General features: G+C 60.2%; 10 protein-coding genes and 2 tRNA genes. 8 read left to right on the top strand and 4 right to left on the bottom strand.

Going from position 1 to position 13105, the window contains the following annotated elements; all coding sequences use genetic code 11:
* Window positions 1–32: 32 nt before the first annotated feature.
* The 4 genes from PMI24_RS01325 to PMI24_RS01310 form a co-directional block, all read right to left on the bottom strand.
* Window positions 33–1598, bottom strand: a complete 1566-nt coding sequence (locus PMI24_RS01325) for an ABC transporter permease (protein ID WP_007950711.1) — start codon at window positions 1596–1598, stop codon at window positions 33–35.
* Complete coding sequence (locus PMI24_RS01320; protein ID WP_007950708.1) at window positions 1598–2608, bottom strand: extracellular solute-binding protein; 1011 nt, start codon at window positions 2606–2608, stop codon at window positions 1598–1600. Before PMI24_RS01320 ends, PMI24_RS01325 begins: the two co-directional genes overlap by 1 nt.
* Before the next feature lie 192 nt (window positions 2609–2800).
* Window positions 2801–2887: transfer RNA gene (locus PMI24_RS01315), tRNA-Leu, on the bottom strand.
* A 181-nt stretch (window positions 2888–3068) separates the two neighbouring features.
* Window positions 3069–3155: transfer RNA gene (locus PMI24_RS01310), tRNA-Leu, on the bottom strand.
* Between the two features lie 225 nt (window positions 3156–3380).
* Here PMI24_RS01310 and rnr point away from each other — a divergent pair.
* From rnr to PMI24_RS01270, 8 genes are all read left to right on the top strand, one after another.
* Window positions 3381–6011 (top strand): ribonuclease R, encoded by a 2631-nt coding sequence (gene rnr / locus PMI24_RS01305; RefSeq protein ID WP_007950706.1) that lies wholly within the window; start codon window positions 3381–3383, stop codon window positions 6009–6011.
* A complete protein-coding gene (gene rlmB, locus PMI24_RS01300) occupies window positions 6008–6775 on the top strand; it encodes a 23S rRNA (guanosine(2251)-2'-O)-methyltransferase RlmB (protein WP_007950704.1) in 768 nt (255 codons plus the stop codon). Before rnr ends, rlmB begins: the two co-directional genes overlap by 4 nt.
* A 306-nt stretch (window positions 6776–7081) precedes the next feature.
* Window positions 7082–7510: a 30S ribosomal protein S6 gene (rpsF, locus tag PMI24_RS01295; protein ID WP_007950702.1), complete on the top strand. Its 429-nt coding sequence runs from the start codon at window positions 7082–7084 to the stop codon at window positions 7508–7510.
* Between the two features lie 28 nt (window positions 7511–7538).
* The gene (gene rpsR / locus PMI24_RS01290) at window positions 7539–7769 is read left to right on the top strand and encodes a 30S ribosomal protein S18 (RefSeq protein ID WP_002551829.1); all 231 of its coding nucleotides are present in this window, start codon (window positions 7539–7541) and stop codon (window positions 7767–7769) included.
* A 36-nt stretch (window positions 7770–7805) separates the two neighbouring features.
* Window positions 7806–8696 carry a hypothetical protein gene (locus PMI24_RS01285; protein WP_007950701.1) on the top strand — a complete coding sequence of 297 codons (891 nt, stop codon included), beginning with the start codon at window positions 7806–7808 and terminating at the stop codon, window positions 8694–8696.
* A gap of 19 nt (window positions 8697–8715) precedes the next feature.
* Complete coding sequence (rplI, locus tag PMI24_RS01280) at window positions 8716–9162, top strand: 50S ribosomal protein L9 (RefSeq protein WP_003186385.1); 447 nt, start codon at window positions 8716–8718, stop codon at window positions 9160–9162.
* 120 nt (window positions 9163–9282) lie between these two features.
* A complete protein-coding gene (dnaB, locus tag PMI24_RS01275; RefSeq protein WP_007950700.1) occupies window positions 9283–10680 on the top strand; it encodes a replicative DNA helicase in 1398 nt (465 codons plus the stop codon).
* A gap of 112 nt (window positions 10681–10792) precedes the next feature.
* On the top strand, window positions 10793–13096 hold the full coding sequence (locus PMI24_RS01270; RefSeq protein WP_007950699.1) for a YgiQ family radical SAM protein: 2304 nt from the start codon (window positions 10793–10795) through the stop codon (window positions 13094–13096).
* The last annotated feature ends 9 nt before the right edge of the window (window positions 13097–13105 follow it).

Genomic DNA, 13105 nt, shown 5'->3' with positions numbered 1-13105 from the left:
GCAAAAAAATCGCAGCCTCGGCTGCGATTTTTTTATCGGCTCAGATACATCCGGGTCGTCAGCAGATACACCGGCAATCCCGACACCACAATCAACAACGCCGCATAAGGCGCCGCCGCTGCGAACTCGACATTCGCGGTGTGCGCCCAGACTTCGGTTGCCAATGTGTTGAGCCCGGTCGGACTCAACAGCAGCGTCGCCGTCAGTTCTTTCATGGCATCCAGAAACACCAGCGCGAACGCCGCGCCCAGTGCCGGGAAGATGATCGGCAAGGTCACTCGGCAGAACGCCGTGAACGAAGAGGCGCCCAGCGTGCGGGCGGCTTCTTCGAGTTGCGGTGCGGCTTTGTTCAGCGCCGTGCGGATCGGCGCCTGAGCCAGCGGCAGAAACAGCAGCGCATAAGCGATCAACAATAGCGCGGAGGTCTGGTACAGCGCCGGCACGTAATGCAGGGCGAAATACACCAGCGTCAGGGCGATCACCAATCCCGGCAGGGCGTGCAGCAGATAGGGCAAGCGCTCGGCCCAGATCGCCAATTGGCCTTTGTAGCGCACCACCAGCAACCCGACCGGCACCGCCAGCACCAGACACAATCCCGCGCCACCCAGCGATAGCGCCAGCGACGACAGCAAAGCTTCGGTGATCGCCGCAACCGGGAAGGCTGCTGACGATCCCACGGCAAGCCAGTAAGCCAGCATGCCCAGCGGAACCCCGCTGCCGACAATTGCCAGCATCAGGCAGTACAGCTGACCGGCGACCGACCAAGGCCCGAGTCGCACTTGTTCAGCCCGACGCGCCGCGCCCTGGCCAGTGCGCACATGACGGCCCTTGCCGCGCACGCGCAACTCCAGCCACAACAGCATCAGGCACAGCGCCAGCAATACCGCCGACAGCATCGCCGCGTTGGCATTGCTGAATTCCAGTTCGAATTGCTGATAGATCGCGGTGGTGAAAGTTTGCAGGCCAATGATCGACAGTGCGCCGAATTCCACCAGCATGTGCAATGCAATCAGCAGCGAACCGGCCAGCAGCGAAGGCCAGAGCAGGGGCAGGGTGACCCGGAAAAACACGCCCCAGCGATTCTGGCCCAGCGTGCGAGCCGATTCCTCAAGAGAGGGATCGAGATTGCGCAGGGTTGCTGCGACCGGCAGAAAGATCAGCGGGTACTTCGACAGGCTCATCACCAGGATCGCCCCGCCGAGTCCTTCGAACTGCGCACTGAGCGAAACCCAGGTGAAGCTGCTGACAAATGCCGGCACCGCGAACGGCAGGCAAAGAATCACGCCCCACAGCCGTCGGCCCGGCAGATTGCTGCGTTCCAGCAACCACGCCAGCGACAGGCCGATCACGCCACAGGTCACGGTCACGCCAACCATCAGCGCCAGCGTATTGCGCAGCAGGCCGAACACATACGGGCGCCACAGCAAGTGCAGCGCCTCGGTCCAGCCGGCCTGCCAGGCTTTGAGCCCGACGTAGGCCAGCGGCAACAGGCTCATGACCACCAGCAACAACACCGGCAGCATCAGCCAGATCGACGGCCGCTTGAGCCGTGGCACGTAACCCCCGCGTGTAGCGGGGGCGAATAACGATGCGGTCATCAGTTCAGGCCAACTTCGCGTTCCAGCTCCAGCGCTTCCTCGGCATTACCCAGATCGGCCGGCGTGACGTCCGGCGCTTCCAGTTCGCTGAACGGTTTGAGGCCGCGATCCGACTCCATGCCTTTATGCAGCGGGTATTCGGCGGTGGTCTGGGTGATCACGCGCTGGCCTTCTTCGCTGGCCATGTAGGCGAGGAATTGCTGAGCTTCTTTTGGATGTTTGCTGGATTTCAGCACGGCTGCGCTGGACACGGTGATCAAACCGCCAACGTCACCACCGGTGAAGTAATGCAGTTTCGAATCAAGTTGGCCTTTCTCCCGTTGCAGGGCGAACCAGTAGTAATTGTTCACCAGCACGGTGGCGACTTCGCCGTTTTCCACAGCCTTGAGGGCGACCATGTTGTTGCTATAGGTCTTGCCGAAGGCGCGCAGGCCGGTCAGCCATTCTTCGGCGGCTTCACGGCCGTGTTTTTTGATGATGGCGACAGCCTGTTCCTGGAACGCGCCGCTGGTCGGTACGAAGCCGACCTTGCCTTGCCACTGCGGGTCGGCGAAATCCAGCACCGATTTCGGCAGGTCCTTTTCATCGACCAGTTTAGGGTTGAAGGCCACCACGCGAACCCGGGCGGTAACGCCGATCCACGTGCCGTTGCCGGCGACGTATTCTTTCGGCAGAACAGCCAGGGTCTCGTCGTCGGCCTTGGCCAGCAGGCCTTGCTCGCCGAGGTTGTTCAGCGGCGGGGATTCTTCGGTGTAGATGACGTCGGCGGGGGAGCGGTCGCCTTCTTCGATGATCTGGCTGGCCAGCTGATTGCTGCTGCCCTTGCGTACATTGACGTGAATGCCGGTCTTGGCTTCGAAGGCTTTGGCGATCGCGTCGCCTACTTCCTTGTGTTGACCGTTATAGAGAGTCAGGGAAACCGCGTCGGCAGCCTGGGTGAGGGGAGTGGCGAGTGCCAGGCCGAGCAGGGTGAAGGTCAAGCCGCGGCGCAGGGTATTTCGAAACATCATTCGCAGGGTTCCTCACTGTCGCATTGCAAAAACTTGCAACAATGATAAACGATATTGTTTCTCAAGTGCGCCTTGCGGGGAGGGGTTGGGTCTGGTAGGCGTTGGAGCTCAGGTTTTTCCAAACCCCGGAAACGCAAAAACCCGCTTTCGCGGGTTTTTGTGAAATTCAAGATCGTGACCTTGAATTTGAATTGGTGCCCAGAAGAAGACTCGAACTTCCACGACCGTAAGGTCACCAGCACCTGAAGCTGGCGTGTCTACCAATTTCACCATCTGGGCTTCATCTTCAGCGTTGCCGCTGTTGATGTGGCGCACTATACGGAGCGCCTTTTGATCTGTAAACCCCTGATTTGATTTTAATAAATCATTTTCAGAAAAAGGCGGGGCGCAGAATGCAAAAAAACCGCTTTCGCGGGTTTTTGTGTGAGTCTTGAAACTGATCTAGTCTCAAACTCGAAATTGGTGCCCAGGAGAAGACTCGAACTTCCACGACCGTAAGGTCACCAGCACCTGAAGCTGGCGTGTCTACCAATTTCACCACCTGGGCATCTCGTCAACGTGTGTACGTCGTCGATGGCGCGCACTATACGGAGCGCCTTTTTAACTGTAAACCCCTGCCAGCAAAAAAAATGATTTTTTTTACCAGCGGTGTTCAAAACGCCCTCCAGGCGTCGATACAAGGCTCCAGACGCGTCTTATATAGTCGGAAATTTCCCGTTTGATGGCGCCTATGCCAAACTAACCCGCATATAGACAAGGTGAAAACTCTCTAATGGCCGATTGGCAGTCCCTCGATCCCGAGGCCGCTCGTGAAGCGGAAAAATATGAAAACCCTATTCCCAGCCGCGAACTGATCCTTCAGCACCTTGCTGATCGGGGTTCGCCTGCTGCCCGCGAGCAACTGGTCGAAGAGTTTGGTCTGACTACAGAAGACCAGATCGAAGCCCTGCGCCGCCGCCTGCGCGCCATGGAGCGCGACGCTCAACTGATCTACACCCGCCGTGGCACGTATGCGCCGGTGGACAAGCTCGACCTGATCCTCGGTCGCATCAGCGGTCACCGCGACGGCTTCGGCTTCCTGGTACCGGATGACGGCTCCGACGATTTGTTCATGAGCCCGGCGCAAATGCGTCTGGTGTTCGATGGCGACCGTGCCCTGGCCCGTGTTTCCGGCCTGGACCGTCGCGGTCGTCGCGAAGGCGTGATCGTCGAAGTGGTGTCCCGTGCCCACGAAAGCATCGTCGGCCGTTACTTCGAAGAAGGCGGTATCGGCTTCGTCGTTGCGGACAACCCGAAGATCCAGCAGGAAGTGCTGGTTACCCCGGGCCGCAACGCCAATGCCCAGATCGGTCAGTTCGTCGAGGTGAAAATCACCCACTGGCCGACTCCGCGCTTCCAGCCGCAAGGTGACGTGATCGAAGTCGTCGGCAACTACATGGCGCCGGGCATGGAAATCGATGTCGCCCTGCGCACCTACGACATTCCGCACGTCTGGCCTGAAGCCGTTCTGAAGGAGGCCGGCAAGCTCAAGCCGGAAGTCGAAGAGAAAGACAAAGAGAAGCGCGTCGACCTGCGCCATCTGCCGTTCGTCACCATCGACGGCGAAGATGCCCGCGACTTCGACGACGCGGTCTACTGCGAAGCCAAGCCAGGCAAGCTGCGCCTGTTCTCCGGGGGCTGGAAGTTGTACGTGGCGATTGCCGACGTTTCCAGCTACGTGAAGATCGGTTCGGCCCTGGACAACGAAGCCCAGGTGCGCGGCAACTCGGTGTACTTCCCCGAGCGCGTGGTGCCGATGCTGCCGGAGCAGCTCTCCAACGGCCTGTGCTCGTTGAATCCACATGTCGATCGTCTGGCCATGGTTTGCGAGATGACCATCTCCAAGTCCGGCGAAATGACCGACTACTGCTTCTATGAAGCAGTGATCCATTCCCACGCCCGTCTGACCTACAACAAGGTCAGTGCGATGCTGGAAACGCCGAAGGCTACCGAAGGTCGCAAGCTGCGCGGTGAATACACCGACGTCTTGCCGCACCTCAAGCAGCTCTACGCGCTGTACAAGGTGTTGCTGGCTGCCCGTCACGTGCGCGGCGCGATCGATTTCGAAACTCAGGAAACCCGGATCATCTTCGGTTCCGAGCGCAAGATTGCCGAAATCCGTCCGACCACCCGTAACGACGCGCACAAGCTGATCGAGGAATGCATGCTGGCGGCCAACGTGGCCACTGCCGAATTCCTGAAGAAGCACGAAATCCCTGCGCTGTACCGCGTCCACGACGGCCCGCCACCGGAGCGTCTGGAAAAACTGCGTGCGTTCCTCGGTGAGCTCGGCCTGTCCCTGCACAAAGGCAAGGATGGTCCGTCGCCGAAGGACTATCAGGCCCTGTTGGCCAGCATCAAGGACCGTCCGGATTTCCACCTGATCCAGACCGTGATGCTGCGCTCTCTGAGCCAGGCGGTGTACAGCGCCCAGAACGAAGGCCACTTCGGCCTGAATTACGAAGCCTATACCCACTTCACCTCGCCGATCCGTCGTTACCCGGACCTGCTCACGCACCGGGCGATCCGCAGCGTGATCCATTCGAAACAGGACACTCCGCACGTTCGTCGTGCCGGTGCGATGACCATTCCGAAGGCGCGCATTTATCCGTACGACGAAGCGGCGCTGGAGCAACTCGGCGAGCAGTGCTCGATGAGCGAGCGCCGCGCCGACGAAGCGACCCGCGACGTGGTGAACTGGCTCAAGTGCGAGTTCATGAAGGACCGCGTGGGCGAATCGTTCCCGGGCGTGATCACTGCCGTGACCGGTTTTGGTCTGTTCGTCGAACTGACCGATATCTACGTCGAAGGCCTGGTGCATGTCACCGCACTGCCGGGCGACTACTATCACTTCGACCCTGTGCACCACCGCCTGGCGGGCGAGCGCACCGGTCGCAGCTTCCGTCTTGGCGACACCGTTGAAGTGCGCGTCATGCGCGTCGATCTCGACGAGCGCAAGATCGACTTCGAGATGGCTGAAAAAACCATCAGCGCGCCGATCGGCCGCAAGAAGCGTGGCGCCGAGACGACCGCTCCTGCAGCGAAGGTTGTGGAAGAAAAGGCTACGGCAAAAACCGCCAGTCGTCGTCCTGCCAAAGAAAAGGTTGCCGAGGCTTATCGTCCAAGCGATGCCGTGGCGAAAAACGCCGAACTGCGCAAAAGCCGTGAAATGAAGAAGGCCTTGCTGGCCGACGCCAAAAACGGTGGTAAAGCGGCGTCCGGGGGAAAGACCGGACGGTCGGCGCCTGAAAAGGCCTCCGGCGGCAAGCCAGCCAAACCGAGCAAACACCGTAAAGGCCCGCCGAAAGCGGGTTCCGCTCCAGCCAAAAGTGGCGGGGCGCGTAAACCGAAGGCGAAGTCATGAGTCAGTTGGAAAAAATCTACGGCGTTCACGCGGTAGAAGCGTTGCTGCGTCACCACCCTAAACGCGTCAAGCAGATCTGGCTGGCTGAAAGCCGCAACGATCCGCGCGTGCAGACGCTGATCGAACTGGCCAACGAAAACCGGGTCCAGATCGGTCAGGCCGAGCGCCGCGAAATGGACGCCTGGGTCGAAGGCGTGCACCAGGGCGTAGTGGCGGACGTCAGTCCGAGCCAGGTCTGGGGTGAAGCGATGCTCGACGAGCTGCTCGATCGCACCGAAGGCGCGCCGCTGTTGCTGGTGCTCGACGGCGTGACCGACCCGCACAACCTGGGCGCCTGCCTGCGTTCGGCGGATGCTGCCGGTGCGCTGGCGGTCATTGTGCCAAAAGACAAGTCGGCCACCCTGACACCTGTGGTGCGTAAAGTGGCTTGCGGCGCGGCGGAAGTGATTCCGCTGGTGGCCGTCACCAACCTTGCGCGCACCCTGGAAAAGCTCCAGCAGCGTGGTCTGTGGATCGTCGGCACGGCGGGTGAAGCCGAGGTCAGCATCTATGACCAGGATCTGACCGGCCCGACCATCCTGATCATGGGCGCCGAAGGCAAAGGCATGCGTCGCCTGACTCGTGAGCATTGCGATTACCTGGTGCACCTGCCGATGGCCGGTAGCGTCAGCAGTCTCAACGTTTCGGTTGCGACCGGCGTGTGCCTGTTCGAAGCCCAGCGCCAGCGCGGTGCCAAGGCCAAGGCAGCTGCCAAGAAGGCTTAAGCCTTATGCGGTCATAAATGTGGGAGCGAGCCTGCTCGCGAAGCGGAGTTACATTCAGCATCATTGTTGGATGTTGAGCCGCCATCGCGAGCAGACTCGCTCCCACAGTGTTTTCTGGTGTGGCAGAAAGTGTGACTGTTCAAATAATCACCAATTGCCTTGCACCTCTTCAGTCCCTTCTCTACAATTGCGCCCCTTGCTGTGGCGGCAGGCATGCATGTGTCCCGCGCCAGCAAGTCCATAAGTGTCATTCACTCCTTGTCTGACCGTTTTTGAGCGGCAGGCTACAACCCGTAAGGAGCATTCATGCGTCATTACGAAATCATCTTTCTGGTCCACCCTGACCAGAGCGAGCAAGTCGGCGGCATGGTTGAGCGTTACACCAAGCTGATCGAAGAAGACGGCGGCAAAATCCACCGTCTGGAAGACTGGGGCCGTCGTCAACTGGCCTACGCAATCAACAATGTTCACAAGGCTCACTACGTGATGCTGAACGTTGAGTGCACCGGCAAGGCCCTGGCCGAGCTGGAAGACAACTTCCGCTACAACGATGCAGTGATCCGTAACCTGGTCATCCGTCGCGACGAAGCCGTTACCGGCCAGTCCGAGATGCTCAAGGCTGAAGAAAACCGCAGTGAGCGCCGTGAGCGTCGCGAACGTCCTGAGCACGATGGCAGCGCCGATGGCGATGACAGCGATAGCGACAGCGACAACAGCGATAACGCTGACGAGTAATCCACGGACCTTTTAAGGAGCCTATCAAATGGCACGTTTCTTCCGTCGTCGTAAATTCTGCCGCTTCACCGCTGAAGACGTGAAGGAGATCGATTACAAAGATCTCAACACTCTGAAAGCCTACGTATCCGAGACCGGCAAAATCGTTCCAAGCCGCATCACCGGTACCAAAGCTCGTTATCAGCGTCAGCTGGCCACCGCTATCAAGCGCGCCCGCTTCCTGGCCCTGCTGGCCTACACCGACAGCCACGGCCGCTGAGACCGGGCAGTCGACAAGTAGCAAAGGATTGAATGCATGCGTGCCTTAGCTGAGTTCATCATGCGCGGCCGTATGCAGGCCACTCTCGTAGTGGCCGGGTTTGCAACATTGCCGTTGTTGTATTGGTTGGGTGCTGCCGCCGGGAGCCTGGTGCTTCTGCGGCGCGGATTGACCGACGCCCTGGGCGTCGTGTCGCTGGGACTGCTGCCGGCATTGATCTGGTGGTTGTATGCCGATGACCCACGGGCACTTCTGGTGCTGCTGGGTTCTTCGGGGCTTGCGCTGGTGTTGCGCGCAAGCGAGTCCTGGGTCCGTACGCTGCTGGTCAGCGTAGCCATGGGGCTGGTGTTTTCAGTGGTGCTCGGGGCGGCGTTTGCGCCCCAGATCGAGATGCTGGCGCAGGCCTTGGTAAAGGTCATGCCCGCGCTTCTCGGTGATGCCTACCAACAATTGTCGGTAGACGAGCAGGCGCATTTCGCGTCGCTGATCGCACCGGTCCTGACCGGCCTGATTGCGGCTTTGTTGCAGATCGTCAGCGTGCTGAGCCTGATTGTCGGGCGTTACTGGCAGGCGTTGTTGTACAACCCGGGTGGTTTTGGTCGCGAGTTTCGCGCCATCCGGATCCCGCTGGGGCCGGCGATGTTACTGCTGGCGTTGATGCTTCTGGGCCCGAATCTCGGTGCACAGATGGCCATGTTGACGCCGTTGTGCAGTGTACCGCTGGTGTTCGCCGGGCTGGCCCTGATTCACGGGCTGGTGGCGCAAAGGCGACTGGCCGGTTTCTGGCTGGTGGGGTTGTACGTGACGCTGTTGCTGTTCATGCAGCTGATCTATCCGTTGCTCGTGGTTCTGGCCATTGTCGACAGCCTGATTGATTTTCGCGGTCGGGTGTCGAAAGACACCGATAACGTGAACGGTGAAGGTTAAAAGTTAAGAGGATTTCCACATGCAACTGATCCTTCTGGAAAAAATCGCCAACCTGGGCAACCTGGGCGACAAAGTAAACGTTAAGGCCGGTTACGGCCGTAACTACCTGCTGCCTTTCGGCAAAGCCACCGCTGCGACCGCTGCCAACCTGGCTGCGTTCGAAGAGCGTCGCGCTGAGCTGGAAAAAGCCGCCGCAGACCGTAAAGCATCGGCTGAAAGCCGTGCTGCCCAACTGGCCGAGCTGGAAGTGACCATCACTGCCACCGCTGGCGACGAAGGCAAGCTGTTCGGTTCGATCGGTACTCACGACATCGCTGACGCACTGACCGCCTCCGGCGTTGAAGTTGCGAAAAGCGAAGTTCGTCTGCCGAACGGCACCATCCGCAACGTGGGTGAATTCGACGTGGCTGTGCACCTGCACGCCGAAGTTGAAGCCACCGTACGCGTTGTCGTGGTAGCAGCTTAAGCAACACCCTGATCGACTGGCGGCTTGTCCGTCAGACGGTTAACATCGGGCACGATCCTGTTTACAGGTCGTGCCCTTTGTCTTTCTGCACTCCCTGCTTTTCCTGATTAAAAAGTGGCCATGAACGAAATCTCCGCTCCCGAGCAATACGATCTGCAAACCGCCGCGCTGAAAGTGCCGCCGCATTCCATCGAGGCCGAACAGGCCGTGCTCGGTGGTCTGATGCTGGACAACAACGCCTGGGAGCGCGTGCTCGATCAAGTCTCCGACGGCGATTTCTACCGACATGACCACCGTCTGATTTTCCGTGCGATCGCCAAACTGGCCGATCAGAACATGCCGATCGACGTCGTGACCCTTGCCGAGCAACTGGACAAGGAAGGTCAGACCTCGCAGGTCGGCGGCCTCGGTTATCTCGGCGAGCTGGCGAAAAACACGCCGTCCGTCGCCAACATCAAGGCCTATGCGCAGATCGTCCGCCAGCGTGCGACGTTGCGTCAGCTGATCGGTATCAGCACCGAAATTGCCGACAGCGCCTTCAACCCCGAAGGCCGCACCGCCGAGGAAATCCTCGACGAAGCCGAGCGGCAGATTTTCGCGATTGCCGAGGCCCGGCCAAAAACCGGCGGTCCGGTGGGCGTGAATGACCTGTTGACCAAGGCCATCGACCGCATCGACACCCTGTTCAACACCGCCGACTCGATCACCGGCCTGTCCACCGGCTATACCGACCTCGACGAGAAGACCAGCGGCCTGCAGCCGGCCGACTTGATCATCGTCGCCGGCCGTCCGTCGATGGGTAAGACCACCTTCGCGATGAACCTGGTGGAAAACGCCGTACTGCGCAGCGACAAGGTGGTGCTGGTGTACTCCCTCGAGATGCCAGGCGAATCGCTGATCATGCGTATGCTGTCGTCCCTCGGTCGTATCGATCAGACCAAGGTGCGTTCCGGCCAGCTGGAAGACGACGACTGGCCGCGCCTGACCTCGGCGGTCAATCTGCTCAACGACCGCAAGCTGTTCATCGATGACACCGCCGGCATCAGCCCGTCGGAAATGCGTGCCCGGACCCGGCGTCTGGTGCGCGAGCACGGCGACATCGGCCTGATCATGATCGACTACCTGCAGCTGATGCAGATCCCGGGCTCCAGCGGTGACAACCGGACCAACGAGATTTCCGAGATCTCCCGATCCCTGAAGGCCCTGGCCAAGGAATTCAACTGTCCGGTAGTTGCCCTGTCGCAGCTCAACCGTTCCCTGGAACAACGTCCCAACAAGCGTCCGGTGAACTCCGACTTGCGGGAATCCGGAGCGATCGAGCAGGACGCCGACGTGATCATGTTCGTGTACCGGGACGAGGTGTATCACCCGGAGACCGAGCACAAGGGCATCGCCGAGATCATCATCGGCAAGCAGCGGAACGGCCCGATCGGCTTCATCCGCCTGGCCTTCATCGGCAAGTACACCCGCTTCGAAAACCTCGCGCCGGGCAGTTACAACTTCGACGACGACGAGTAAGTCCGTCCTCGTCTGACAGCCTCTGATATTTCCGACCACAGCCGTCGGAATTGGTCATTTTTTGTGCTATATTCCGCGCCCGCGATTTTGCACCTCAACACCGGTCATCGACATGCAAGCAGCCAAGCCGTTATTTGACTATCCAAAATACTGGGCCGAATGTTTCGGGCCGGCGCCATTCCTGCCGATGAGCAGGGAGGAGATGGATCAGCTTGGCTGGGATTCCTGCGACATCATCATTGTTACGGGAGATGCCTACGTCGATCACCCGTCGTTCGGCATGGCGATCATTGGCCGGCTGCTGGAGTCGCAAGGCTTCCGCGTCGGGATCATCGCGCAGCCTAACTGGCAGTCCAAAGACGACTTCATGAAACTTGGCGAGCCGAACCTGTTCTTCGGTGTCGCGGCCGGCAACATGGACTCGATGATCAACCGCTACACCGCGGACAAGAAAATCCGTTCCGACGACGCCTACACCCCGGGTGGCATGGCCGGCAAACGTCCGGACCGCGCGAGCCTGGTTTACAGCCAGCGCTGCAAGGAAGCCTACAAGCACGTGCCGATCGTGCTCGGGGGCATCGAAGCCTCCCTGCGCCGCATCGCCCACTACGACTACTGGCAGGATCGCGTGCGCAACTCGATCCTGATCGACGCCAGCGCCGACATCCTGCTGTACGGCAACGCCGAGCGGGCGATTGTCGAAGTCGCCCAGCGTCTGTCCTACGGTCACAAGATCGAAGACATCACCGATGTGCGCGGCACCGCGTTCATCCGTCGCGACACGCCGGCGGGCTGGTACGAAGTCGACTCCACGCGCATCGACCGTCCGGGCAAGATCGACAAGATCATCAACCCGTACGTCAATACCCAGGACACTCAGGCTTGTGCGATCGAGCAGGAGAAGGGGCCGGTTGAAGATCCGGAAGAAGCCAAGGTCGTACAGATCCTGGCCAGCCCGAAAATGACCCGCGACAAAACCGTGATCCGCCTGCCGTCGATGGAAAAGGTGCGTAACGACCCGGTCCTGTACGCCCACGCCAACCGCGTGCTGCACCTGGAAACCAACCCGGGCAACGCCCGTGCGCTGGTGCAGAAGCATGGCGAGATCGACGTCTGGTTCAACCCGCCGCCGATTCCGATGACCACTGAAGAAATGGACTACGTGTTCGGCATGCCTTACGCACGTGTTCCGCACCCTGCATACGGCAAGGAAAAGATCCCGGCCTACGACATGATCCGTTTCTCGGTGAACATCATGCGTGGCTGCTTCGGTGGCTGCACCTTCTGCTCGATCACCGAGCACGAAGGCCGGATCATTCAGAACCGTTCCGAAGAGTCGATCATTCGCGAAATCGAAGAGATCCGCGACAAGGTGCCGGGTTTCACCGGCGTCATTTCCGACCTCGGCGGCCCGACCGCGAACATGTACCGCATCGCCTGCAAGAGCCCGGAAATCGAATCCGCGTGCCGCAAGCCGTCCTGCGTGTTCCCGGGCATCTGCCCGAACCTGAACACCGACCACTCGTCGCTGATTCAGCTGTACCGCAGCGCCCGTGCGTTGCCGGGTGTGAAGAAGATTTTGATCGCCTCCGGCCTGCGTTACGACCTTGCGGTCGAGTCGCCGGAGTACGTCAAGGAGCTGGTGACCCACCACGTTGGTGGTTACCTGAAGATCGCCCCGGAACACACCGAGGAAGGTCCGCTCAACCAGATGATGAAACCGGGGATCGGCACCTACGATCGCTTCAAGCGCATGTTCGAGAAGTACACCAAGGAAGCCGGGAAAGAGCAGTACCTGATTCCGTACTTCATCGCCGCGCACCCGGGCACCACCGACGAAGACATGATGAACCTGGCCCTGTGGCTCAAGGGCAACGGCTTCCGTGCCGACCAGGTGCAGGCGTTCTATCCGTCGCCGATGGCCACCGCGACCGCGATGTACCACTCCGGCAAGAACCCGCTGCGCAAGGTCACCTACAAGAGCGACGGCGTGACCATCGTCAAGAGCGAGGAGCAGCGTCGTCTGCACAAGGCGTTCTTGCGTTATCACGACCCGAAAGGCTGGCCGATGCTGCGTGAAGCGCTGACCCGCATGGGTCGCGCCGACCTGATCGGGCCGGGCAAGAACCAGTTGATCCCGCTGCACCAGCCGGCCACCGACAGCTACCAGAGTGCCCGTCGCAAGAACTCGACACCGGCTGGCAGCCACAAGGTCGCGAAAGAGAAGACCACCAAGATCCTCACCCAGCACACCGGTCTGCCACCGCGCGCCAGTGATGGCGGCAACCCTTGGGACAAGCGTGAACAGGCCAAGGCCGCGGCATTCGCCCGCAACCAGCAGGCCGCCAAGGAGCGCAAGGAAGCCGCGAAAGGCAAAGGGCCGAAACCGGCACGCAAGCCGGTCGTACCGCGCTAAAACGCACTT

It is taken from the genome of Pseudomonas sp. GM25 (genome assembly GCF_000282255.1).
Taxonomy (GTDB): domain Bacteria; phylum Pseudomonadota; class Gammaproteobacteria; order Pseudomonadales; family Pseudomonadaceae; genus Aquipseudomonas; species Aquipseudomonas aphyarum.
The sequence above is the reverse complement of the archived record's forward strand: the minus strand, read 5'-3'. Positions and strand labels throughout refer to the sequence as shown.

Bases quoted from the DNA above. Each gene is read 5' to 3' on its own strand.
- PMI24_RS01270 (WP_007950699.1), top strand. From the start codon at position 10,793: ATGCAAGCAGCCAAGCCGTTATTTGACTATCCAAAATACTGGGCCGAA.
- PMI24_RS01285 (WP_007950701.1), top strand. From the start codon at position 7,806: ATGCGTGCCTTAGCTGAGTTCATCATGCGCGGCCGTATGCAGGCCACT.
- dnaB (WP_007950700.1), top strand. From the start codon at position 9,283: ATGAACGAAATCTCCGCTCCCGAGCAATACGATCTGCAAACCGCCGCG.
- rlmB (WP_007950704.1), top strand. From the start codon at position 6,008: ATGAGTCAGTTGGAAAAAATCTACGGCGTTCACGCGGTAGAAGCGTTG.
- PMI24_RS01320 (WP_007950708.1), bottom strand. From the start codon at position 2,608: ATGATGTTTCGAAATACCCTGCGCCGCGGCTTGACCTTCACCCTGCTC.
- rpsF (WP_007950702.1), top strand. From the start codon at position 7,082: ATGCGTCATTACGAAATCATCTTTCTGGTCCACCCTGACCAGAGCGAG.
- rplI (WP_003186385.1), top strand. From the start codon at position 8,716: ATGCAACTGATCCTTCTGGAAAAAATCGCCAACCTGGGCAACCTGGGC.
- PMI24_RS01325 (WP_007950711.1), bottom strand. From the start codon at position 1,598: ATGACCGCATCGTTATTCGCCCCCGCTACACGCGGGGGTTACGTGCCA.
- rnr (WP_007950706.1), top strand. From the start codon at position 3,381: ATGGCCGATTGGCAGTCCCTCGATCCCGAGGCCGCTCGTGAAGCGGAA.
- rpsR (WP_002551829.1), top strand. From the start codon at position 7,539: ATGGCACGTTTCTTCCGTCGTCGTAAATTCTGCCGCTTCACCGCTGAA.